This window comes from Streptomyces sp. NPDC051211 (genome assembly GCF_040689505.1).
Taxonomy (GTDB): Bacteria; Actinomycetota; Actinomycetes; order Streptomycetales; family Streptomycetaceae; genus Streptomyces.
Genome location: NZ_JBFBAV010000002.1, coordinates 94,467 through 116,207, shown reverse-complemented (window position 1 = coordinate 116,207; position 21,741 = coordinate 94,467). Strand labels below are relative to the sequence as shown.

General features: G+C 72.6%; 18 protein-coding genes. 7 read left to right on the top strand and 11 right to left on the bottom strand.

Annotated features, from left to right (window positions below; all coding sequences use genetic code 11):
• Nucleotides 1-38: 38 nt before the first annotated feature.
• The 3 genes from AB0447_RS03485 (at nucleotide 39) to AB0447_RS03475 (ending at nucleotide 4,144) form a co-directional block, all read left to right on the top strand.
• Nucleotides 39-887 (top strand): 3-hydroxyacyl-CoA dehydrogenase family protein, encoded by an 849-nt coding sequence (locus AB0447_RS03485; protein WP_366474766.1) that lies wholly within the window; start codon nucleotides 39-41, stop codon nucleotides 885-887.
• Between the two features lie 136 nt (nucleotides 888-1,023).
• The gene (locus AB0447_RS03480) at nucleotides 1,024-1,347 is read left to right on the top strand and encodes an STAS domain-containing protein (protein WP_366474765.1); all 324 of its coding nucleotides are present in this window, start codon (nucleotides 1,024-1,026) and stop codon (nucleotides 1,345-1,347) included.
• A 154-nt stretch (nucleotides 1,348-1,501) separates the two neighbouring features.
• Nucleotides 1,502-4,144 carry an ATP-binding protein gene (locus tag AB0447_RS03475; protein ID WP_366474764.1) on the top strand — a complete coding sequence of 881 codons (2,643 nt, stop codon included), beginning with the start codon at nucleotides 1,502-1,504 and terminating at the stop codon, nucleotides 4,142-4,144.
• 31 nt (nucleotides 4,145-4,175) lie between these two features.
• Here the strand turns inward: AB0447_RS03475 and nucS are convergent, their stop codons facing one another.
• Nucleotides 4,176-4,847, bottom strand: a complete 672-nt coding sequence (gene nucS / locus AB0447_RS03470; protein ID WP_366474763.1) for an endonuclease NucS — start codon at nucleotides 4,845-4,847, stop codon at nucleotides 4,176-4,178.
• Between the two features lie 232 nt (nucleotides 4,848-5,079).
• Here nucS and AB0447_RS03465 point away from each other — a divergent pair, with 232 nt between their 5' ends.
• Nucleotides 5,080-5,472 carry an SCO5389 family protein gene (locus tag AB0447_RS03465; protein ID WP_150207310.1) on the top strand — a complete coding sequence of 131 codons (393 nt, stop codon included), beginning with the start codon at nucleotides 5,080-5,082 and terminating at the stop codon, nucleotides 5,470-5,472.
• A gap of 125 nt (nucleotides 5,473-5,597) precedes the next feature.
• Here the strand turns inward: AB0447_RS03465 and AB0447_RS03460 are convergent, their stop codons facing one another.
• On the bottom strand, nucleotides 5,598-6,629 hold the full coding sequence (locus AB0447_RS03460; RefSeq protein ID WP_366474762.1) for an LLM class flavin-dependent oxidoreductase: 1,032 nt from the start codon (nucleotides 6,627-6,629) through the stop codon (nucleotides 5,598-5,600).
• 213 nt (nucleotides 6,630-6,842) lie between these two features.
• On the opposite strand from AB0447_RS03460, the gene AB0447_RS03455 reads away from it, so the two are divergent.
• On the top strand, nucleotides 6,843-7,169 hold the full coding sequence (locus AB0447_RS03455; RefSeq protein ID WP_366474761.1) for an ATP/GTP-binding protein: 327 nt from the start codon (nucleotides 6,843-6,845) through the stop codon (nucleotides 7,167-7,169).
• A 19-nt stretch (nucleotides 7,170-7,188) separates the two neighbouring features.
• On the opposite strand, the gene AB0447_RS03450 is transcribed toward AB0447_RS03455, so the two are convergent.
• The 7 genes from AB0447_RS03450 to mce all read right to left on the bottom strand — a co-directional run bounded on the left by AB0447_RS03450 (nucleotide 7,189) and on the right by mce (nucleotide 17,616).
• Nucleotides 7,189-8,031, bottom strand: a complete 843-nt coding sequence (locus AB0447_RS03450; protein ID WP_366474760.1) for an ABC transporter permease — start codon at nucleotides 8,029-8,031, stop codon at nucleotides 7,189-7,191.
• Nucleotides 8,028-9,158 (bottom strand): ABC transporter ATP-binding protein, encoded by a 1,131-nt coding sequence (locus AB0447_RS03445; protein ID WP_366474759.1) that lies wholly within the window; start codon nucleotides 9,156-9,158, stop codon nucleotides 8,028-8,030. The genes AB0447_RS03450 and AB0447_RS03445 overlap by 4 nt, the downstream gene beginning before the upstream one ends.
• Nucleotides 9,159-9,320: 162 nt before the next feature.
• Nucleotides 9,321-10,097: an ABC transporter permease subunit gene (locus AB0447_RS03440; RefSeq protein ID WP_366475085.1), complete on the bottom strand. Its 777-nt coding sequence runs from the start codon at nucleotides 10,095-10,097 to the stop codon at nucleotides 9,321-9,323.
• Between the two features lie 2 nt (nucleotides 10,098-10,099).
• The gene (locus AB0447_RS03435; RefSeq protein ID WP_366474758.1) at nucleotides 10,100-11,122 is read right to left on the bottom strand and encodes an ABC transporter ATP-binding protein; all 1,023 of its coding nucleotides are present in this window, start codon (nucleotides 11,120-11,122) and stop codon (nucleotides 10,100-10,102) included.
• A 134-nt stretch (nucleotides 11,123-11,256) separates the two neighbouring features.
• Nucleotides 11,257-12,195 carry a cellulose-binding protein gene (locus tag AB0447_RS03430; protein WP_366474757.1) on the bottom strand — a complete coding sequence of 313 codons (939 nt, stop codon included), beginning with the start codon at nucleotides 12,193-12,195 and terminating at the stop codon, nucleotides 11,257-11,259.
• Nucleotides 12,196-12,390: 195 nt separating this feature from the next.
• Nucleotides 12,391-17,007: a polarized growth protein Scy gene (gene scy, locus AB0447_RS03425; protein ID WP_366474756.1), complete on the bottom strand. Its 4,617-nt coding sequence runs from the start codon at nucleotides 17,005-17,007 to the stop codon at nucleotides 12,391-12,393.
• Between the two features lie 180 nt (nucleotides 17,008-17,187).
• Complete coding sequence (mce, locus tag AB0447_RS03420) at nucleotides 17,188-17,616, bottom strand: methylmalonyl-CoA epimerase (RefSeq protein WP_366474755.1); 429 nt, start codon at nucleotides 17,614-17,616, stop codon at nucleotides 17,188-17,190.
• A gap of 135 nt (nucleotides 17,617-17,751) precedes the next feature.
• Between mce and AB0447_RS03415 the strand changes: the two genes are divergently transcribed.
• Both AB0447_RS03415 and meaB read left to right on the top strand, forming a co-directional pair.
• Nucleotides 17,752-18,966 carry an acetyl-CoA C-acetyltransferase gene (locus AB0447_RS03415; protein WP_366474754.1) on the top strand — a complete coding sequence of 405 codons (1,215 nt, stop codon included), beginning with the start codon at nucleotides 17,752-17,754 and terminating at the stop codon, nucleotides 18,964-18,966.
• A 14-nt stretch (nucleotides 18,967-18,980) separates the two neighbouring features.
• A complete protein-coding gene (meaB, locus tag AB0447_RS03410; RefSeq protein ID WP_366474753.1) occupies nucleotides 18,981-19,940 on the top strand; it encodes a methylmalonyl Co-A mutase-associated GTPase MeaB in 960 nt (319 codons plus the stop codon).
• Between the two features lie 458 nt (nucleotides 19,941-20,398).
• On the opposite strand, the gene AB0447_RS03405 is transcribed toward meaB, so the two are convergent.
• Together AB0447_RS03405 and AB0447_RS03400 are read right to left on the bottom strand one after the other, a co-directional pair.
• A complete protein-coding gene (locus AB0447_RS03405) occupies nucleotides 20,399-20,875 on the bottom strand; it encodes a MarR family transcriptional regulator (protein ID WP_366475084.1) in 477 nt (158 codons plus the stop codon).
• Between the two features lie 62 nt (nucleotides 20,876-20,937).
• Nucleotides 20,938-21,729, bottom strand: coding sequence for an AIM24 family protein (locus AB0447_RS03400; RefSeq protein WP_366475083.1), 792 nt, complete (start codon nucleotides 21,727-21,729; stop codon nucleotides 20,938-20,940).
• Nucleotides 21,730-21,741 lie beyond the last annotated feature (12 nt).

Genomic DNA, 21,741 nt, shown 5'->3' with positions numbered 1-21,741 from the left:
CTACGAGACTGGCTCGTATTCAGAACGTGGGGTGTGCAGTGGCCGGGAAGCTTGCCGTCATCGGTGCCGGACTGATGGGTTCGGGAATCGCTCAGGTGTCCGCTCAGGCGGGCTGGGACGTCGTCCTGCGCGATGTCACGGACGCTGCCCTGACCCGCGGCACCGACGGCATCAAGGCCTCGTACGACAAGTTCGTCTCCAAGGGCAAGCTCGCCGCCGAGGACGCCGAGGCGGCCCTCGCGCGGATCACCACCACCACCGACCTGGACGCCGTAGCCGACGCCGACATCGTCGTCGAGGCCGTCTTCGAGAAGCTCGAGGTCAAGCACGAGATCTTCCGCGCGCTCGACAAGCTCGTACGGGACGACGCGGTGCTCGCCTCCAACACCTCCGCCATCCCGATCACGAAGATCGCGGCCGTGACGGAGCGCCCGGAGCGGGTCGTCGGCGCCCACTTCTTCTCGCCCGTCCCGATGATGCAGCTGTGCGAGCTCGTCCGCGGCTACAAGACCAGCGACGAAACCCTCGCCACCACCCGCGCCTTCGCCGAGTCCGTCGGCAAGACCTGCATCGTCGTCAACCGCGACGTGGCCGGCTTCGTGACGACCCGTCTGATCTCCGCGCTGGTCGTCGAAGCGGCGAAGTTGTACGAATCGGGCGTGGCCTCCGCCGAGGACATCGACATCGCGTGCAAGCTGGGGTTCGGGCACGCGATGGGACCCCTCGCCACCGCCGATCTGACGGGCGTGGACATCCTGCTGCACGCCACCAGCAACATCTACACCGAGTCCCAGGACGAGAAGTTCGCGCCGCCGGAGCTGATGCGCCGCATGGTGGACGCGGGCGACATCGGCCGCAAGAGCGGCCAGGGCTTCTACAAGCACTGAGCGGATCCGTTCGATTCCCTTCACCCCCCGGGGTGAATTAGGTATCGGTTCGCTCACGGTCGGCAACTTCCCTGCCCGCGCGGCAGTCAGTTGCAGTGAGAGTTGCACGCGTACGCAGTACTGCCGGGGAGCACACATGCACATCAGGGGCGACCACGCCGAACTCGCTGTCGGGGGCCGCCTCGACGTGCGCAGCGCGGCGGACGCCCGTACGGCCCTGCACACCGCCCTCGACGACGGCGCCGGCGACCTCGTCCTCGACCTCACCGGCCTCGACTCGTGGGACGCGACCGGTCTCGGCGTCATCATGGGCGCGCACCGGCGGGCCGGGCGGACCGGGCGGCGGCTGGTGCTGCGCGGGGTGCCACCGCAGATGCAGCGACTGCTGGTGGCCACCCGGCTGCACCGGATCCTCGCCATCGAGGGCGGCCTGGAGGCCGAGTCCCTGCCCCGGGTGTGACCCGGGTGTGACCTGCTGTGACCCGCCCCGAGGGACGGTGTGATCGCGGACCGGGCGAAACGTAACGGTCCGGTGGTGATGGCCACCCTGCGGTTCCCCGGGCATCGGCCACCGTCTAGGTTTGGGCCGCACGATGCGATCGGGGGGCTTGGTCATGGACCGCACACAGGGACACGGCGGCGAGGAACCGGCGGACGTTCCGGCCGGCGCTCCGGCGGGAGCCCCCGCGGGGTCCAGGGCCGGCAGCCCGGCGAGCGGTCCGGCGAGCGGCCCGGCCCGGGTCGTCCGGCTCACCGCCGGTGACTTCGCCCTCACCGTCAACCCCGTGGACGGCAGCGAGATAGAACCGCGCCGCCCCGAAGCCGCCACCGGCCTCGCCGACCGGCCCGCCGCGCCTGCGGACCGGCCTGCCGACGCCGCCGCCGCGCCGGCCAAGCGGGACTCCGCGTCCCGCGCGGCCCTCACCGCCGCCGCGCTGCCCCCCGTACCGCCAGGACCCGCACGGCCCGCGCTGCCGTTGCTGGAGCGCGAGGAGGAACGGGAGCGGCTGGTACGGCTCCTCGGACGCGGCCGCTCGGTACGGCTGACCGGACCCTCCGGCTCCGGCCGTTCCCGGCTGCTCGACGCGGTCGCCGAGGACTGCGCCTCGCTCGCCCCCGACGGCGTCGTACGCCTCTCCGGGTACCGGCACAGCACCAACGAGCTGCTCCACTCCCTGTACGCGCACGTGTACGCGTCGGACCTGCGGCGGCCCGGCCGCGAGGAACTCCTCGCCCGGGTCCGCGAGATCGGCGCCATCGTGCTCGTCGACGACCTGGACTTCGGCGGCGCCGCCCTCGACGAACTGCTGAACGCCACCCCGGAGTGCGCCTTCCTGCTGGCCGCCACCCCGGACACCCCGGCCCCCTCCGACGACTCCCACCTGGAGGAGATCTTCCTCGGCGGACTCGGCCGGGGCGCCTGCCTGGAACTCCTGGAGGCGGCCGCCGGACGGCCGCTCACCGAAGAGGAGACCGCCTGGGCGGGCGACCTCCGGTTCGCCTCCGAAGGGCTGCCGCTGCGCTTCGTCCAGGCGGCCGCGCTGCTGCGGCAGCGCGACGAGCTCAACCGGCGGGTCACGGAAGCCGACGAGACGGACGGGGAGGAGCCCGGCGTCTTCGAGGAGCGGCCGCGCGACCCCGAACCCGTACCGATGCCCACCCTCGCCGAGGGCGCCGCCCCGGCCGAGCTGCTGGCCGCGCGGGCCGGCGAGGCGGCCCGGGCGGCCCTGCGGCTCGCCTGCGCACTGGGCGGCGAGATGCCGCACCACGCCCACCTGCCGGCCCTGGTGGGGGACACCCACGCGGACACGGCCGTCGGCGAACTGCTGGCCTGCGGGCTGCTGACCGCGGCCGGACCGCGCTACCGGCTGGCGGCCGGGGTGGCCCGGCAGCTCACCGAAGCCGGCTGGGAGACCACCGAGGAGGCGCGCACCGCCGCCCGCCACTACGCCTGGTGGACCGGGCACGCCTCGGTGACGCCGGAGCGGGTGGCGGCCGAGGCCGACGCGGTCCTGGCCGCGCTGGCCGGCGCGGACGTGGTCGCCGGCGTCATGCTGGCCCGTACCGCGGCACCGGCCTTCGCCGCGTCCCTGCACTGGGGGGCCTGGGAGCGGGTCCTGCGGGCCGGCGCGGAGGCCGCCCGCACGGCGGGCGAGGTCGCCGAACAGGCCTACTTCCACCACGAACTGGGCGTGCTCGCGCTCTGCGGGGGCCGGCTGGACCGGGCCCGGGCGGAACTCGAAGCCTCCATCGGGCTGCGGGGCGCGCTCGCCGACAAGCACGGCACGGTGGCGGGCCGGCGGGCGCTGGCGCTGGTCGCGGACCGCGAGCGGAGCGGTGCCGCACAGTCCCCGCCGCTGCGCCTGGAAGCACCGGCGGCTGGCTCCGCTCCCGCTGCCTCTTCCCCCGCCCCTGCTCCGGCCTCTTCTTCCTCTTCCTCTGCTTCCGCCCCTGCGCGTGCCGCCGCTGCTCCTACGCCTGCCCGGACGCCCTTCCCCGCCCTGGCCCCCGCGCCGACGGCTGCACCGGTGGTCCCGCCCGCCGCCGTCGAGCCGGCCGCGGCTGCCGCGCCGGTGGAGGCGGTGACGCAGATCGTGCCGCTGACGAACTCGGCGATACCCGCGGCATCGGCCGTACGCGTGCCGCCGCCCACCGACCCGACGACGCTGGCGGAGGCATTCGAGGACGACTTCCGGATCGCCCCCGGACCCGTGAAGCCGGTGCCGGCGCCTGCCGCCCCGGCGCGGCGGCCGGGCCGCAAGGACCCGGTGGTGCTGGCCGGCGCGGCCGTCCTGGTCGTGGCCCTGCTCGGCACGGCCGTCAGTCTGTCCCTGACCTCCGGCGACGGCTCGGGCCCGGCCCCTGCCCCGGGCACCGGGTTGTCCACCTCGGTGTCCCCGAAGAACAGCTGGAACGATCCTGCGCCGGCGCCGCCGGCCGTGGTGGCGGGCACTTCGAGGCCCTCGGAGCCGACTGCGCCCTCCGCGTCGGGGAACGCCCGCCCGTCCGGCTCCGCCTCGGTCTCCCCGTCGGCGGGCCCGACCCCGAGCCGCACCCCGTCGTCGACCCGGCCGGTCTCGTCCCCGCCGGCTTCCTCCTCGACGAAGCCGTCGACGCCCCCGCCGTCCAGCCCGCCGGCGACGTCCCCGACCCCGGAGCCGCCGACCAGCCCGCCGGCGTCCCCGACGGCGACCGGACCGACGGCCACCACCTCGGCGTCGTCCGCGTCCGCCTCGGCGCCCACCAAGGCGCCGTAGCCGCCCCGGCCGGGCGCCGGGGCGGTGCGCGTCAGAACAGGCGGAGCTTGTCGTCCTCGATGCCGCGGAGGGCGTTGTAGTCCAGGACCACGCACTCCATACCCCGGTCCCCGGCCAGCACCCGCGCCTGCGGCTTGATCTCCTGCGCCGCGAAGATGCCGCGGACCGGAGCCAGGTGCGGGTCCCGGTTCAGGAGTTCCAGGTAGCGGGTGAGCTGTTCCACACCGTCGATCTCGCCGCGCCGCTTGATCTCGATCGCGACCGTCGCGCCGGAGGCGTCCCGGCACAGGATGTCCACCGGGCCGATCGCCGTCATGTACTCGCGGCGGATCAGCGTGTAGCCCTCGCCCAGCGTGTCGATCCGGTCCGCCAGGAGCTCCTGGAGGTGGGCCTCCACGCCGTCCTTGATCAGGCCGGGGTCCACGCCCAGCTCGTGGGAGGAGTCGTGCAGGACTTCTTCCATCGTGATGATGAGCTTCTCGCCTGCTTTGTTGACGACCGTCCAGACGCCCGCGTCGTCCCCCGTCCCCTCCTTGAGGGTGCACGGCGGCGACATCCAGTTGAGGGGTTTGTACGCCCGGTCGTCGGCGTGGATGGAGACACTGCCGTCGGCCTTCACGAGGATCAGACGGGGTGCGGAGGGCAGATGGGCGGTGAGCCGGCCCGCGTAGTCGACGGAGCAGCGGGCAATGACGAGACGCATGGTCGGCAACGCTACTCGACGGAGCCGCCCCCACGCGATTCGCCCCCGAAAGCCCCGTTCGCGGATGGCGCGTTGTATGCGCATTCTCCTGGTGCGGTCCCCACCGGGCGCCTACCGTGGTGAGCAGGAGGTTGCCGAACGCGCACACTGCGTCGCCGCGCGTTGCGGCGCCTCCTTCCCTGCCCGTAAGACTCCGGTCACCGAAACGGCCGGGGTCGCGAGAGGAGAACCCATGTCGCTCGACGTCTCACCGGCCCTACTCGAACAGGCCGAGCGAGGCGAGGTCGACGAAGCCGCTTTCGTCGACTGCGTCCGGACCTCCCTGCCTTTCGCATGGGAGATGATCAGCTCGCTGGTGGCCCAGCTGAAGGTCGACGGCGGAGAGTTCGCCGACAACCAGACGCCGCCGCCGGACGAGCAGGCGCGTGGCCAGCTGCTGCGCGCGCTCGCGAGTGACGCGATACGCGGTGCGCTGCAGCGGCACTTCGGAGTGCGGCTCGCCTTCCAGAACTGCCACCGGGTCGCGGTGTTCCCGCTGGACGCCTCGGCCGACGACCGGCTGGCCAAGTTCACTTCGATCCGGGGACAGCTGCTCAACCAGTCCCCGGAACTCCGGGACTGTTAGGCCGCCCCCGATTTCCAGGCTCTTCGCTGCCGCTCCGTATCGCAGGGGGTGTGGACTGATACCGGGGCGGCAGCCACGGCCGTGACCCGCCATGCCGGGGACCGACCAGGGGGACCGGGGAAGGGCTAGCCGAGGCGGGGCAGGACCTCGGCGCCCAGTCGCCGGACGTTCTCCTCGGTGGCCGCGAGATCGCCCGAGCCCTCCGTCAGCAGCGCGAACCGGGTGATGCCCGTGCGCTCGGCGGTGGCCGCCAGCCGGTCCGCGGCGAGTCCCGGGGTGCCCACCGGGTGCAGCTCGCAGAGCAGTTCCGTGTAGGCCACCGGGTCCCGCATGGCGCGGTGCCGGCCGTCGACGGTGACGTGCGCGTCCAGGCCCAGTTTGAACCAGCCGGGCATGGCCTTCAGCAGGGTCTCCCGGGCGTCCGCCGTGCGGTCCGCGAGCTGGCAGACGCCCGCCGAGACGTGGCCGGCGGCCCGTACGGCATCCGCGGAGTGTCCGGCCGCCCGGGCCGTCTCCCGCCACAGCGCGACCATCGCCGCCTTGTCCTCGTCCCCGCAGTGCATGCCCAGTAGCATCGGCAGCCCGCGCTCGGCGGCCATCCGTACCGAGGACGGAGAGGTGCAGGCGACGATCACTTCCGGACTCGTTGAATCCGTGTCCAGGGCTTCCGACGGCCGGGGTACGACGGCCACCTCGCGGAAGCCGTACCGCTCGCCGGCCGCTCCGACCCGTGGTTCGGCCAGCCAGCGCCTCAGCAGGTCCAGGGCCTCCGGATACTCCGTCTCGTAGGCCTCAAGGCCGCCGCCGAACACCTCCAGGTCCACCCACGGCCCGCCGCGGCCCACCCCGAGCGTGAACCGGCCCCCCGAGGTCAGGTGCAGCAGTGCGGTCTGCTCGCCGAGCGCCACCGGGTGGGTGTTCGGCAGCACGCTGACCGCCGTGCCCACCCGCAGCCGCCGGGTCCGGCCGAGCAGCAGGGCGGCCAGGGTCACGGCCGAGGGGCACACCCCGTAGGGGACGAAGTGGTGCTCGGCGAGCCAGACCGAGTCCAGCCCGGCCTCTTCCGCCACCTCGGCGGTCCGCACCGCGCGGTGCAGTGCCTCCCCCTGCCCCTGGCCCGGGAACTGGGCTGCCAGTACAAACGCTCCTACGCGCATCGCCTTCTGCCTCCTCGCGGCTGACGCGGCTTCCCCCCCGATGGCAACAACGTCTGACACGTGCCAAAGGCACGGCCTGACACGAAAGTTATTGAGATTGTCGGCCCAGTGGTGCTCGGTCGGGGGGCCACCACGAACACCCTGCGGTTACCCGGTCTCGCTCCGCGTAGTCTGGGAGAAAGTCCCGTCCGCCCGCATCTTCGTGAGGTATACGTGTCACCGCGCCACAACCGCCCCCGGGGCGGCGAGAATCCGGCCGAAGGCCCCCGGGGCGGTCTCGACCGCTTCGGCCTGGAGAGCACCGAGGAGTGGCAGGGCGAGGACTGGAAGATCCGGCACGTGGCGGGCGCCGCCGCGGCCGGCAAGCGCTACCGCTGCCCCGGCTGCGACCAGGAGATCCCCTCCGGCACCCCGCACCTGGTGGTCTGGCCCGAGTACGGCGGCGTGGACGACCGCCGGCACTGGCACAAGGCCTGCTGGAACGCGAAGGACCGCCGCACCTCCAAGGTGCAGCGGTCCCGGAACGCCCCGCGGTACTGAGCCCGGCCCCGGCCGGGGGTCAGACGTCGCGGCGGCCGACCACCACGTACGACCCGGCCGTCGCGGCCGCCGTGATCAGGACGAGCAGGGTCAGCTGGGCCAGGTCGCTGGGGATCGGCTGCCCCTGCGAAGCGTCCCCCGGCACTCCGAACAGCTGGACCAGCGCCACCGGGGCGCTGAAGTTGAGCACGGTCGACCCGATCCCGCTGGTCGCCTCCCACACGCTGAGCATCGCCCCCAGCACCGGCGGCAGGGTGACCACGCCGAGCATGACGGCGATCCCGCCGGCGGAGTGCCGCACCAGCGCCCCGACGGCCAGCGCGAGCACCCCGAGCAGGGTGACGTACAGGCCGGCGCTGATCGCGCCGGTCCACTCGCGGGCATCGTGCCTTCCCGAGCCCGGACCGTTGTTCAGGATGAGCGCGGACAGGGACACCAGCAGGACCGAGCCCAGTACGGTGGCCAGCGCGACCGCGCCGAAGACCAGGTACTTCGCGGTCAGCACCCGGTGCCGTTCCGGGGCGGCGGTGAAGGTGGTGCGGACCAGCCCGGTGCCGAACTCGGAGGTGATGGTCAGCACGCCGAGCACGATCACCGAGATCTGCCCGGCCATCAGGCCGAACATGGCGGGCGCGGTGAACGGCATGCCCACGTAGTCCTCGGACCGGGTCTGCACGGCCACGAGGCCGCCGATGCCGACGACCAGGGCCACCAGCGAGCCGAGGGTCCACACGGTGGAGCGGACCGAGATCAGCTTGGTCCACTCCGAGGCCACGGCGTGCGCGAGGGTGGGCCGGAGGTCGGGCAGCGGCGAGTCGTACGGCTGGCGGCGCCGCTGCTCGGTGGTGGCCGGGCCGGTCATCGGGTGTCCTCGGGGTTGTTCGCGGATGCGGTGCCGGTGCCCGCCAGGTCGCCGGGCGCGCTGGGCATCAGGAAGGGCTTGCCGCCGCCTCCCGGCGGCGGGGGAGCGAAGAAGCCCGCGGCGGTCGCGGCCGGCAGCTCCGCCGCCGCCTCGTCCTCCCAGGCGGGCAGGGACAGCGGCTCGGGCTCGAACAGCTCGGCCCGGGGGTCGTCGGTGGAGGTGTACTCGACCGAGTTCTGGGTCATCCGCATGTAGGCCTCTTCCAGCGAGGCCTTGTGCGGGGACAGCTCCCACAGGCGTACGCCCGCCTCGTGCGCGAGGTCCGAGATGCGGGGCAGCTCCAGGCCGGTCACCCGAAGGGCGCCGTCCGGCTCCTGGAGCACCCGGCCGCCCTCCCGGGTGAGGAGGGCGCCCAGGGCGGGCCGGCCGTCCGGGTCGGTGCCGGCGACCCGGACCCGAGCGAATCCGGCCGAGTTGTGTGCGATGAACTCCTGCACGCCCATGTCGGCGAGCAGCCGGCCGCGGCCGATCACGATCAGCTGGTCGGCGGTCAGCGCCATCTCGCTCATCAGGTGCGAGGAGACGAAGACCGTGCGGCCCTCGGACGCGAGCTGCTTCATCAGATTGCGGACCCAGAGGATGCCCTCCGGGTCGAGGCCGTTGACCGGCTCGTCGAACAGCAGCACCTGCGGGTCGCCGAGCAGGGCGGCGGCGATGCCGAGCCGCTGGCCCATGCCGAGCGAGAAGCCCTTCGTACGCTGCCGGGCCACCTCCTGCAGGCCGACCACCCCGAGCACCTCGTCCACCCGCTTCTCCGGTATGCCGGAGAGCTGGGCGAGGGCGAGCAGGTGGGTGCGGGCGCGGCGGCCGCCGTGCACGGCCTTGGCGTCCAGCAGGGCGCCGACGTGCCGCTGCGCGTTGGGCAGCTCCCGGAAGGGGCGGCCGTTGATCGTGACATGACCGGCAGTGGGCCGGTCCAGGCCGACGATCAGGCGCATGGTGGTGGATTTGCCGGACCCGTTCGGGCCCAGGAATCCGGTGACGTGACCCGGCCTGACCTGGAAGGACAGTTGGTCGACGGCCGTCTTCGCGCCGAAGCGCTTGGTCAGTCCGACTGCCTCGATCATTGCTCTGCCCCTTGCCGGCCGGGCGGCTCTCGCCCGCGTAAGGGTTAAGAGGATATCGAGTGCCGTGCGGTTCCGTCCCGGGCCGGATCCCTGAGCTACCCCTGAGGTAGCCCCGAGACCGGCCCGGGGATCATCCGGGAAGGGGTCCGGTCAAACCTCCGGTCAGGCGTCCCGCTTCTTCAGCACCAGGTAGCCGCCGATCACCGAGGCCACCACCCACAGCGCCATGATGCCGAGGCCGCCCCAGGGGCCGTACGGCACGTCCGGGCTGTTGAGCGCGTTCGGCACGGTCTGCATGATCGTGGAACCCGCCTTGTCGGGCAGGTACTGGGCGAACTTCCGGGGTGCTTCGAACGCGGTGAGGATGTTCGAAATGATCAGGAAGAACGGGATCAGGATGCCCATCGAGGCGACCGAGCTGCGCAGCATCGCGGCGACGCCCATGGAGAACAGGGCGAGCAGGGCCATGTAGAGGCCGGCGCCGATCACCGCGCGCAGGACGTTCTCCTCGCCCAGCCCGATGCCGCGGTCGCCGAGGATGGCCTGTCCGAGGAAGAAGGACAGGAAGCTGGTGATCAGGCCGACCACCAGGGCCAGCACGGTCGCCACGAGGAGCTTGCCGAGGAGGAAGCTCTCCCGTCGCGGCACGGCCGCCAGCGAGGTCCGGATCATGCCGGTGCTGTACTCGGTGCTGACCACCATGACGCCGAAGACGATCATCGCCAGCTGGCCGAGGCCCATGCCGGCGAAGCTCACCAGGGTGGGGTCGAAGGTGGCCTGTTCGGCCGCGGGCATGTCCTCGAAGGTCGCGCTGACCACCGCGCACAGGGCGACGCCCATGCCGACGGTCACCACGAGGGCACAGGCCAGGGTCCAGCTGGTGGAGGCGACCGTGCGGATCTTGGTCCACTCGGACTGGAGGACGGCGGAGAAGGCCATGGTCACTCGCCGCCCTTGCGGGTCGTCTCGAAGCCGGCGCCCCAGGCGGGGACGTCGGCGGGCCGGGCCGGGTTGTCGGAGGCCCTGCCGTGCGGCAGCGGGGCTCCGGGGGTGCCGGGGGCGTGGGCGTGGTACTCGACCGCGTCCGCCGTCATACGCATGAACGCTTCCTCCAGTGAAGCCCGTTGCGGGCTCAGTTCGTGCAGCACGATCTGGTGCTGGGCGGCCAGTTCGCCGAGTTCCTCGGTGGTCGCCCCGTCGACCTCCAGCGTTCCGGTGCCCGCAACGCTGATGGCCTGGATTCCCGCCTCGTGCAGGACGTCCTTGATGCGTTCCTGCTGGGGGGAGCGCAGTCGTACGTAACTGCGCGAGTTCTGGTGGATGAAATCCGCCATCGACGTGTCGGCCAGCAGCTTCCCCTGCCCGATCACGATCAAATGCTCCGCGGTCAAGGCCATTTCGCTCATCAGGTGAGAAGAAACGAAGATCGTTCTTCCCTCTGCGGCCAGCCCCTTCATCAGATTCCTGATCCAGAGAATTCCCTCCGGGTCCAGACCATTGACGGGTTCGTCGAACATCAGGATCTCCGGGTCGCCGAGCAGCGCGGCGGCGATGCCCAGCCGCTGCCCCATGCCCAGGGAGAATCCCTTCGACTTCTTCTTCGCCACCGCCGTCAGCCCGACCAGGTCGAGGACCTCGGCCACCCGGCTCTCCGGAATGCGGTTGGACTGGGCGAGGCAGAGAAGGTTGTTGTACGCGCTGCGGCCGCCGTGCATGGCCTTCGCGTCCAGCAGTGCCCCGATGTACTTCAGCGGCTCCGGCAGGTCCCGGTAGTGCTTGCCGTCGATCCGGACCGTGCCACTGGTCGGGTTGTCGAGGTCGAGCATCATGCGCATGGTCGTCGACTTGCCTGCCCCGTTGGGGCCGAGGAAGCCGGTGACCACCCCCGGTCTGACCTGGAAGCTGAGGTTGTCGACGGCGGTCTTGGCGCCGAAACGTTTCGTAAGTCCCTCGAGCTCGATCATGCGGCTGACACTAGAACGGCCGAAGGCCCGGCGCCAGTTCAGAACGGACGCGGGCCTTCGGACACGGGGGCTTTGGCTACCGACAAGTACGGGGGGTGTACTGCCGGTGTACGGGCTGAGGCGTAGCGGGAGTACTAGCGGGTCTGCTGGGCCGGCACACCGCGGGTGACCGGCTCGTCGTCCACGATCGGGTTGGCCGCCGCCACCGCGGCACCGGTCAGCGTCGCCAGCATCTCGCGGACGTTGGTCAGCTGGGCGTTGATGGAGTCGCGGCGGTTCGTGAGCGCCGCCAGCTCGCGCTCGGATTCGCTGCGGATGCGGTCCGCCTTGGCGTTGGCGTCGGCCACGATGTCCTCGGCCTGGCGCTGCGCGGTCTCCACGGTCTGGCGGGCCCGGCGCTCGGCGTCCGTACGCAGCTTCTCGGCCTCCAGGCGCAGCTGCTCGGCCCGGTGCTCGATCTCGGCGAGACGCTTCTCCGCCTTGGCCTGGCGGGAGGCCAGGTCGCGCTCGGACTGCTCGCGGCGCTTGGCCAGGTTGGTCTCGAAGTCCGCGGCGGCCTGGGCGGCCTTGGCGCGGGTCTCCTCGAACAGCGCGTCGGCCTCCTCGCGCTTGGAGGCCGCATCCTTCTGGGCCTCGGCGCGCAGGGTGGCGGAGTCGCCCTTGGCCTTCTCGACGATGCGGACGCCCTCGTCCTCGGCCTTCGCCTTGCGCTCGGCGGCGAACGACTCGGCGTCGTTGCGCACCTGCTGGGCCGCCGACTCGGCCAGCTCGCGGTGCTGCTCGGCCGCGCGGCGGGCCTCCTCGCGCAGGTCCTTCGCCTCCTCCTCGGCGAGCCGCAGGATCTTCTCGACCCGGGCGCCGAGACCGGCGTACGACGGCTCGGCGTCGTTGACCTGGGCCTGGGCGTTCTGCGTCTCGAGGTGGAGTTCCTCGATGCGCTTCTCCAGGGAGTTGATGCGGGACAGGGCGCTGTCACGGTCGGCGACGAGCTTGGTAATGCGGTCGTCCACCTGACCGCGGTCGTAACCACGCCGCACGAGCTCGAAGCCGAAGGGGGAGGAAGTGTCGCTCATGGGGTTCCTGTCGAATGAGACCGATGAGGTGCTACGTGAGGTGTTAAGGGGAATCCTAGGCGCCGGAGCGGCGTGTCATCGAGTCAATCCGCGTTTGCTCTGGACAATGACACCCCTTTTGAGTGGCAAGGAGACAGAATGCTTGCCACTCGTTCGCCTGAAGTCCCATCAGGAGCACACCTCGGTGCACTCTCGCTAGCCCTCCGACGTCTTTCCACCCGAACGAGTGGTACCCGCTCCCGCCTTCACTCCACCGGCACCCTGGCCGCCCACCGATGACTTTCCGCCACCCGAAGGCGCCTCGAATGATTCCAACGCCTCAAGCACGTCCTGGACACGGGAGATCTCCGCCTGAATGTCCTCCCGCCGGCGCACCAGAACCTCCAGCTCGCGGCGCCCCTCCTCGACCAGACGGTCCGCCTCCGAACGGGCCTGCGCGAGGACCTCCTCGGCCTCCCGGCTCAGCTCGGCCTTCTTCTGCTCGGCCTCCTTCAGCAGCTGCTCGGCCTTGCGCACCGCCGCGATGCGCACCTTCGACGCCTCGCTGCTCGCGTCCGAGACCAGCTCCTTCGCCTTCGCCTCGGCCTCCGCGCTCTGCTCGGTGGCCGCCTTCACCAGCTTGTCCACCCGCTCGCCGGCCGACTTCATCTGCTCGGCCGACTCCCGGCGGGCCCGCTCGTGCAGCTCCTCCACCTCGGACTCGACCCGGGCGCGCAGCTCCTCCGCCCGCTCCCTTATGGCGGCCGCGTCCGTGCGCGCGCCGACCAGCAGCTCGTCCGCGTCCGTACGGGCCTTCTCGACCAGCGAGTTGCCCTCCACGGTCGCCTCGGAGGTGATCCGGGCGGCCTCCTTGCGGGCCGCGTCCACCATCGCGTCGGCCTGCTCCTCGGCTCCGGTGGTCGCCGCGAGGGCCTGCTTCTGCGCCTCGGCGGTGAGCTTTTCCGCCTCCGCGCTGGCCTCCGAGATGAGCCGGTCGACCTGCTCGGCGGCCTCGCTGCGCCGCTTGTTGGCCGCCTCCCGGGCCTCGTCCAGCAGCCGCTCCGACTCCTCGCGGGCCGACGTCAGGGTGCGCTCGGCCTCGGTCGCCGCCTCCGCCTTGACCCGCTCGGCCTCCGACCGGGTACGGGTGGCGTGCTCCTGGGCGGAGCTCAGGGCCTCCGACGCCTCGGCACGCAGCCGCTCCGCGTCGTTCGCCGCCTCGCCGACGGTCCGCTCGTTGTCCTTGCGGGTCCGCTCGGTGAGCTTCTCCGCCTCGGAGACGGCCTCGGCGATGAGCCGGTCCGCCTGCTCGGCGGCCTCGGTGCGCAGCCGGTTGCCCTCGGCCCGCGCCTCGTCCAGGGTCTGCTCGGACTCCCGCTCGGCGCTCGCCAGGGTCTCGGCGGCCGCGGCGGTGACCCGCTCGGCCTCGGCCGTGGCCTCGCCGATGATCCGGCCGCCGTCGGCCCGGGCGTCCTCCAGGATCCGCTCGGCCACGGCCTTGAGGGCCTCGGCCCGCTCGTTGGCCTCGCCGACCGTCCGGTCGTTGGCGGCCTGCGTCTCGACGGTCATCCGCTCGGTCTCCGCGGTGGCCTCGCCGATGAGGCGGGCCCCCTCGGCACGCGCGTCCTCGACCGTCTTCGCCGCGTCCCGCTCCGCACCGGCCAGCGTCTCCGCGGCCTTCGCGGTGAGCGCCTCGGCCTCGGCGCGGGCCCCGTCCAGGGTGGCCACCGCCTCGGTGACGAGCCGCTCGGCCTCCGTGGCGGCCTCGCCGATCGTGGCCTCGTTGGCCGCCCGGGTCTCCTCGGTGTGCCGGTCCGCCTCCGTGGTCGCCTCGGCGATGAGCCGGTCCGCCTGCTCGGCGGCCTCGGTGCGCATCCGGTTGGCCTCGGAGCGCGCCTCGTCCAGGGTGTCGGCAGCCTCGGCCCGGGTCGCGTCCGCGGCCGCCGCGGCCTCGGCCGTGATCCGCTCCGCCTCGGCGACGGCATCGCCGACGGTGGCCTCGTTGGCCGCCCGGGTCTCCTCGACCAGACGCTCCGCCTCGGCCGTGGCCTCCGCCGCGATCCGCAGGCCCTCGGCGCGCGCCTCCTCCAGGGAGACGGCCGCCTCGGACCGGATCCGGTTCGCGTCCTCGCGGGAGTCCGCCCGGGTACGGGCCGCGTCCCGCTCGGCCGCGGCCAGCGCGTCCGTCGCCTCGGTCCGGACCCGCTGCGCGTACTCGGCGGTGTCCGCCCGCAGTTGCTCGGCCTCGGCGATGGCGTCGCCGACCGTGCGCTCCGCGAGGGCCTTCGCCGCGTCCGTCTCGGCCCGTGCCTCGGTCCGGATCCGGTTGGCGTCCTCGGCGGCCCGCTCCCGCTCCGCGTGGGCGTCGGCGCGGACCCGCTCGGCCTCGGCCTCCGCCTCGGTCCTCGTACGCTCGGCCACGTGCTCGGCGGTGCTGCGCAGCCCGGCGATCTCCGCCTCGGCCTCCTCGCGCAGCCCGGCCACGGACTCCCGTACTTCGCGGGCCGTGGCCTCCGCGGCCGTGACCAGCTCGCTCGCCCGCCGGTCCGCCTCCTCGACCAGACGCGCGGCCTCGGCCTGCGCCTCCTCGGTCCGCTTGCGGGCCGCGGCCAGCAGCTCCTCGCTCTGCTCGCGGGCCTGGGCGCGCTCCTTCTCGGCCTCCTCGCGGGCGCCGGACAGGGTCTCCTCGGCCTCCCGGCGGCGCCGCGCGGCTTCCTCAGCGGCGGCCGCGAGGGCCTCGGCGGCCTCCTCGGCGACCCGCTCGGCCGCCGCCTTCGCCTCGGCGCGCAGCCGGTCGGCGGTCTCCTGCGCCTCCGCGCGGACCCGTTCGGCCTCGGCCTCCGCCTCACCGGTCAGGCGTACGGCGGCCTGCTCGGCCTCCGCCCGGACCCGGCCGGCGTCCTCGGCCGCCTCGGTGCGCAGCTGGTCGGCCTCGGCCTCGGACTGGGCCTGGAGGGTACGGATCCGCTCCGCCGACTCGGCGCGCAGCCGGTCGGTCTCCTCGGTGGTCTCGCGGCGGATGCTCTCCGCGGCGCCGCGGGCGTCGCGCAGCGTCTGCTCGGCCGTGGCCAGCCGGGACTCGGCGTCCTGGTGCAGCCGGGCCAGCTCGGTGTCGGCCTCGGCCCGCTTCGCGGCCAGCGCCTGCTCGGTCTCCTCGCGGCGCGCGCGCACCGCAGCGTCCGTCTCGGCGCGCAGCGCCTCGGCGGCCTCCTCGGCCTCGGCGCGCAGCCGCTCGGCCTCGGTGCGGGTGCGCTCCAGGGTCTCCTCGGCCTGGGTGCGCAGGGTGGTGGCCCGCTCGATGGCCTCGGCGCGGACCCGTTCGCTCTCGGCGCCGGCTCCGCGGCGCAGCTCGTCGGCGTCCGCCTTGGCCTTGCTCAGCAGCTCCTCGGCGGTCTTCGCCGCCTCCTCGATCTGCGTCACCGCCTCGCGGCGCGCCTCGCCGCGGATCCGCTCGCCCTCGGCGACGGCCTCGGCGCGCAGCTGCTCGGCCTCGCCGCGCAGCCGCCGCGCCTCCTCCTGGAGTTCGACGGTCTTGGCGCGGTACTCGGCGGTGTCGTCCTTGGCCGCGCCCTTGAGCTGCTCGGCGCTGGCGGCGGCCTGGGCGTGCAGCCGCTCGGCCTCCGCCTCCGCCTCGCGGCGGATCCGCTCGGCCTCCTCGGAGGCGGCCCGGGTGGTGGCGCGGGCGTCCTCGGACGCCTTGTTGAGGACGTCCTCGGCGGTCCGGGCGGCCTTGGCGAGCTGGGCGGCGGTGTCCTCGGCGGCGGCGGTACGGGCCTGCTCGCCGGCCTCGGTACGCAGCCTTTCTGCGTCGGCGCGGGCGTCGGCCAGCGCCTGCTCGGCCTCGGCCTTCAGCGCCTCGGCTTCCTTGGTGGCCTCGCCGACGAGCCGGGCCACCTGCTCCTTGGCGGTGCGGGTGCGCTGCTCGTTGACGGACTCGGCGGAGGCCACCTGGCGGGTGGCCGCCTCCTTGGCCTCGGCCAGCAGCTTCTCGGCCTCGGCGCGGGCCTCGCGCAGGGCGCTCTCGGCCTCCTGCGCCCGCTGGTCGGCGACCCGGCCGAGGTCCAGGGTCTGCTGCCGGGTCTGCTCGGACTCGGCGGTGGCGGTGGAGCGCAGCCGCTCGGCGTGCTCGGTGGCCTCCTGGGCCTGCGCGGAGGCGGCGGACAGCAGCCGCTCCGCCTCCTTGCGGGCGCGCAGCAGGGTGGCCTCGGCCTCGGCGCGGCCCGCCTCGGAGGCCTCGGCGAGCCGGCGGCGGGTTTCCTCGGCGACCCGGGCGGCCTCGGCGCGGGCGGCGTTCAGGGCCTGCTCGGCCTCGGCCCGGGACTCGTCCATGAGCCGCCGCGCCTGGGATTCCGTACGGGCGCGCAGCTGCTCGGCCCAGGCCACGTTCTCGTTGACGTGCGCCTCGACGGTCTGCCGGCGCTCGTTGAGCTCCTGGTCCAGCCGCTGGCGCCGGTTGACGGCCTCGGCGTGGAGTTCGGCCTGCAGGCGCGCCTGGTGCTCGGCGTGCTCCTGCAGGATGCGCTGGGTCTGGGCCCGGGCCTCGCGCAGCTCGCGCTCGGCGTCGGTACGCATCTGGTCGGCCTGGATCTGCGCATTGCGCAGCAGCTGCTCGGCCTGGTAGCCGAGATCCTGGTTGTCGTAGGCGGGGCGGGACGCGAGAGCGCGACGCACCTCGTGGAGCTTGGCCCGCAGCACCTCGACCTGGTATCCGAGGTCCTCGGCGTGCTGGACGGCCTTCTCGCGCTCCTTCTTCAGCCGCTCCATCTCGGCCTCGAAGCGCGAGAGATGGTCGGCCTCAGCCTGATGGCTCTCCTGGCGTTCGTAGCCCCGCACAGCGCGGTCCCATCCGTCCCCTGGTCGCAAGCTCACTCCCAATGAGCACCGTCCGCCCGCTGAACGACGCCCCCGGGGAAATGGTGTCAGATGCCGGGGCACGCTTCACAGGCCCCGACCCCTTCCGCACCGAACCCCGGCCGAGCCAGGCGCCACTCTACCGGCCGGGGAATAGGGAGGTCAGTGCTCGGGGTTGGCAGTGACCAGTTCGGTGAGAACTCCGTGGCAGTCCTTGGGGTGCAGGAAGGTGATCTTCGAGCCCATGGAGCCGGTGCGGGGCTCGTCGTAGAGGACCCGGACGCCCTTGCCGCGGATGGCCTCGGAGTCGCCCTGGACGTCCTCCGTGCCGAAGGCGATGTGGTGCACGCCCTCGCCGTTCTTGGCCAGCCACTTGCCCACCGCGGAGTCCTCCCGGGTCGGCTCCAGGAGCTGGAGGTACGAGGCTCCGCCGTCCGAGGTCTCGTTGATCTTGAGCATGGCCTCGCGTACGCCCTGCTCCTCGTTGACCTCGGTGTGGAACACCTCGAAGCCGTACGTGGCACGGTAGAACTCGACGGTCTTGTCGAGGTCGAAGCAGGCGATCCCGATGTGGTCGATTCTTGTCAGCATGGGACCAGTGCACTGCCATGGAGGGCGGTAACGCAACGTGCGCGCGATCACACCGACTGCCCGGTGACGCGGTCGGTACCGCTCAGTACATTCGTGTGAACCCTCGTTCACTCCTCATCCAAGGGGCTGTGCCTCATGTCCGGAACGAACAACACCACTTCAGTGATCGTCGCAGGGGCCCGTACGCCCATGGGGCGGCTGCTGGGCTCGCTGAAGACCTTCTCCGGTGCCGATCTCGGCGGATTCGCCATCAAGGCGGCCCTGGACCGGGCCGGGATCGCCGGCGACCAGGTGCAGTATGTGATCATGGGCCAGGTGCTGCAGGCCGGCGCGGGCCAGATCCCCGCTCGCCAGGCCGCGGTCAAGGCCGGTATCCCGATGAACGTGCCCGCGCTGACCATCAACAAGGTGTGTCTGTCGGGCCTGGACGCCATCGCGCTGGCCGACCAGCTGATCCGCGCCGGCGAGTTCGACGTGGTCGTGGCCGGCGGTCAGGAGTCCATGACCAACGCGCCGCACCTGCTGCCGAAGTCCCGTGAGGGCTACAAGTACGGCGCGATCGAGATGCTCGACGCGATGGCGTACGACGGCCTCACCGACGCCTTCGAGGGCATCGCCATGGGCGAGTCCACGGAGAAGCACAACAGCCGGCTGGGCATCGAGCGGGCCCCGCAGGACGAGTTCGCGGCGCTCTCGCACCAGCGGGCGGCCGCCGCGCAGAAGAACGGGATCTTCGAGGCGGAGATCACCCCCGTCGAGATCCCGCAGCGCAAGGGCGACCCGGTGCTGTTCTCGGCCGACGAGGGCATCCGCGCGGAGACCACCGCCGAGTCCCTGGGCAAGCTGCGGCCGGCGTTCGCCAAGGACGGGACCATCACCGCCGGTACCTCCTCGCAGATCTCGGACGGTGCCGCCGCCGTCGTGGTCATGAGCAAGGCGAAGGCCGAGGAGCTGGGTCTGGAGTGGATCGCCGAGATCGGCGCCCACGGCAACGTCGCCGGCCCGGACAACTCCCTCCAGTCGCAGCCGTCGAACGCGATCGCGCACGCGCTGAAGAAGGAGGGCCTGGAGGTCGCCGACCTCGACCTGATCGAGATCAACGAGGCCTTCGCGGCGGTCGCCGTGCAGTCAATGAAGGACCTCGGCGTGACCCCGGAAAAGGTGAACGTCAACGGTGGCGCGATTGCCCTGGGACACCCCATCGGCATGTCCGGTGCCCGGGTGGTCCTGCACCTGGCGCTGGAGCTGAAGCGGCGCGGTGGCGGTGTCGGCGCGGCCGCGCTGTGCGGCGGCGGTGGCCAGGGCGACGCCCTGATCGTCCGGGTGCCGGGCAACGGCTCGGGCAAGTAAGGGAGCGGCGCGCGATGACGGTGGACGTCCCCTCGCTGGTGTCCCAGGCCCGGGAGGGCCGACCTCGGGCGGTGGCCCGGCTGATCTCCCTGGTCGAGGGGGCGTCCCCGCAGCTCCGCGAAGTGATGGCGGCGCTGGCCCCGCTGACGGGCGGGGCGTACGTGGTGGGCCTCACCGGCTCGCCCGGCGTCGGCAAGTCCACGTCCACCTCCGCGCTCGTCTCGGCGTACCGCCGGGCCGGGAAGCGGGTGGGCGTGCTGGCCGTGGACCCCTCCTCGCCGTTCTCCGGCGGGGCGCTGCTCGGCGACCGGGTCCGGATGTCCGACCACGCGTCGGACCCGGGGGTCTACATCCGCTCCATGGCGACCCGGGGGCATCTGGGCGGCCTGTCCTGGGCCGCGCCGCAGGCGATCCGGGTGCTGGACGCGGCGGGCTGTGACGTGATCCTCGTCGAGACGGTGGGCGTGGGTCAGTCGGAGGTCGAGATCGCGGCCCAGGCCGACACCTGTGTGGTGCTGCTGGCCCCCGGGATGGGGGACGGCATCCAGGCCGCGAAGGCGGGGATCCTGGAGATCGGCGACCTGTACGTGGTCAACAAGGCGGACCGGGACGGGGCCGATGCGACGGCCCGCGAGCTGAACCACATGCTCGGGCTCGGGGAGTCCCGGGGCCCGGGGGACTGGCGGCCGCCGATCATCAAGACGGTGGCGTCGCGGAGCGAAGGCGTCGACGAGGTCGTGGAGGCGCTGGAGAAGCACCGGGCCTGGATGGACGAGCGGGGGGTGCTGGCGGAGCGGAGGGCGGCGCGGGCGGCGCGGGAGGTCGAGACGATCGCGATCACTGCGTTGCGGTCGCGGCTGGCCGACGTGCACGGCGACGCGCACCTCGGTGGCCTGGCCACCCGCGTCGCCACCGGCGAACTGGACCCCTACGCGGCGGCCGACGCCCTCCTGGCCACCCTTACCGAAGCCTGACCCCGGTGCCGGCCCCGGTCCCGCCGGGCGGTACCCCCAGCCCCTCCGGCGTTTGAGGAGCGGGGTCTGGGGCGGAGCCCGCCACGCGGCGGAGCCGCATATCGGGTACTGCGGGAAGGGGCGGGTAGGGGAAAGGCTCCGCGCAGCGGCTGCCCTGTCTGGTGCGGCGCCGTTGCCGGGGGCCAGCCCCCGGACCCCCGCGCCTCAAACGCCGGCGGGGCTGGGTGCGGCGGGGCCGAGGTGGGCTCACGCGCGAGCGGGGCTGGATTGCCTGAGGCGGTCCAGCCCCGGTCGGGGTTATGCGTTGGGGCGCTTGCCGTGGTTGGCGCCCTTCTTCTTGCGGGATCGACGCTTTCTGCCTCGTTGGGACATGACGCCTCCCTGATAGTGGGGCAAATCGGGCGTTCGCCAGTCTAGGACGGGCCCGGGTCACCCGCGCGGGGAACCCGGGCCGCCGGTCACGCCTTGCCGCGGCAGTCGCGGAGGTGGTCCGCCACCGGGGTGAGGGACGTGCGGAGTGCCGCCAGGGCCTCCGGGCTGAGCAGGTCGATGAAGTGCGCGCGGACGGACGCCACGTGGTGCGGCGCGACCTTCCGCATCGTGTCCATGCCCTCGTCCGTCAGCACCGCGTACAGGCCCCGCCGGTCGGACTCGCAGTTCACGCGCCGGACCAGGCCGGCCGTCTCCATGCGGGTGATCTGGTGGGACAGTCGGCTCTTGGACTGCAGGGTCGCGGTCGCGAGGTCGCTCATCCGCATCCTGTGGTCCTCCGACTCCGAGAGGTTCACGAGGATCTCGTAGTCGTTGTTGGTGAGTCCGAAGGGCTGGAGATCCTTTTCCAGCTGGTGCATCAGCAGCCTGCTGACGTCCAGGTGGGTGCGCCAGGCGCACTGCTCGGCATCGGTCAGCCAGCGCGTGGCCGTCTCGGTCTCCATGGTCTCCATGAGTGAACTCTACCTAAGAAGTTGAATTACGTACAAAAATACGAAGATCGGAATCAGAGGCCGAAGCGGCGCTGGAGATCCCCGAGCTGCCCCGGCATCCGCGGCACCCCCTGACCCGGGCCCTGCTGGCCGTGTCCGCCCGGCTGACCCGGGACGCCCGGCTCCGCGCCGACCACGCCCACCGACTGCTGCGCCATCAGCAGCTCCGTGGACTGCAGCAGCACCGTGCCGGCCCCCACGAACTCGAACTGATGCTCCTCCCCGGAAGTTCCCCCGATCCCGGCCAGCTGCCGAAGACCACCCATCACGCCCGTCATGTAGCCGTGGTCGTAGTGGTGGCAGGGCGAGGGGCAGTCCGCCCAGCCCACCAGGGCCTGCGGGTCCACCCGCAGCGGCGGCTCCATGAAGACCACCGGGCCGTTCGAGGCCGCCACGAACTTCCCCGTGCCGATGAGGGTGAGGAAGCCGGGCACGATCGACTGCTTCAGCGCCAGCGAGGGCTGGTACGCCAGCAGGTTGCCGGAGCGGATCGTCAGGTTGCCGTTGTCCAGGTCGTACGAGTTGACGTCGAAGGCCCGGTCGGCCAGCAGCATCTTGCCCTGGCCCTCCGCCACCACCCAGTCCGCGGCGTGGAGCGGGGAGTGGAAGCTGGTCCGCAGCAGCCGGTCGAAGCGGCCGTTGCCGATGCCGTTGAACTCGATGCGCCCGTAGTAGGCGATCATCTTGCCCTTCTGCAGGAACCACTGGCTCCCCTTGAGCTCCACGCAGAAGGTGTACGCGTTGACGTTGTCGTCGGAGGGGAGGCTGTACGGGTCGAAGACGGCCGGGCCGGCCGGGCCGCCCATCACGGGGCCGCC

What these genes read in the sequence shown, in the direction of transcription:
- AB0447_RS03480 (WP_366474765.1), top strand. Translation starts at nt 1,024, where the DNA reads ATGCACATCAGGGGCGACCACGCCGAACTCGCTGTCGGGGGCCGCCTC.
- AB0447_RS03475 (WP_366474764.1), top strand. Translation starts at nt 1,502, where the DNA reads ATGGACCGCACACAGGGACACGGCGGCGAGGAACCGGCGGACGTTCCG.
- nucS (WP_366474763.1), bottom strand. Translation starts at nt 4,847, where the DNA reads ATGCGTCTCGTCATTGCCCGCTGCTCCGTCGACTACGCGGGCCGGCTC.
- AB0447_RS03465 (WP_150207310.1), top strand. Translation starts at nt 5,080, where the DNA reads ATGTCGCTCGACGTCTCACCGGCCCTACTCGAACAGGCCGAGCGAGGC.
- AB0447_RS03460 (WP_366474762.1), bottom strand. Translation starts at nt 6,629, where the DNA reads ATGCGCGTAGGAGCGTTTGTACTGGCAGCCCAGTTCCCGGGCCAGGGG.
- AB0447_RS03450 (WP_366474760.1), bottom strand. Translation starts at nt 8,031, where the DNA reads ATGACCGGCCCGGCCACCACCGAGCAGCGGCGCCGCCAGCCGTACGAC.
- AB0447_RS03445 (WP_366474759.1), bottom strand. Translation starts at nt 9,158, where the DNA reads ATGATCGAGGCAGTCGGACTGACCAAGCGCTTCGGCGCGAAGACGGCC.
- AB0447_RS03440 (WP_366475085.1), bottom strand. Translation starts at nt 10,097, where the DNA reads ATGGCCTTCTCCGCCGTCCTCCAGTCCGAGTGGACCAAGATCCGCACG.
- AB0447_RS03435 (WP_366474758.1), bottom strand. Translation starts at nt 11,122, where the DNA reads ATGATCGAGCTCGAGGGACTTACGAAACGTTTCGGCGCCAAGACCGCC.
- AB0447_RS03430 (WP_366474757.1), bottom strand. Translation starts at nt 12,195, where the DNA reads ATGAGCGACACTTCCTCCCCCTTCGGCTTCGAGCTCGTGCGGCGTGGT.
- mce (WP_366474755.1), bottom strand. Translation starts at nt 17,616, where the DNA reads ATGCTGACAAGAATCGACCACATCGGGATCGCCTGCTTCGACCTCGAC.
- AB0447_RS03415 (WP_366474754.1), top strand. Translation starts at nt 17,752, where the DNA reads ATGTCCGGAACGAACAACACCACTTCAGTGATCGTCGCAGGGGCCCGT.
- meaB (WP_366474753.1), top strand. Translation starts at nt 18,981, where the DNA reads ATGACGGTGGACGTCCCCTCGCTGGTGTCCCAGGCCCGGGAGGGCCGA.
- AB0447_RS03405 (WP_366475084.1), bottom strand. Translation starts at nt 20,875, where the DNA reads ATGGAGACCGAGACGGCCACGCGCTGGCTGACCGATGCCGAGCAGTGC.
- AB0447_RS03400 (WP_366475083.1), bottom strand. Translation starts at nt 21,729, where the DNA reads ATGGGCGGCCCGGCCGGCCCGGCCGTCTTCGACCCGTACAGCCTCCCC.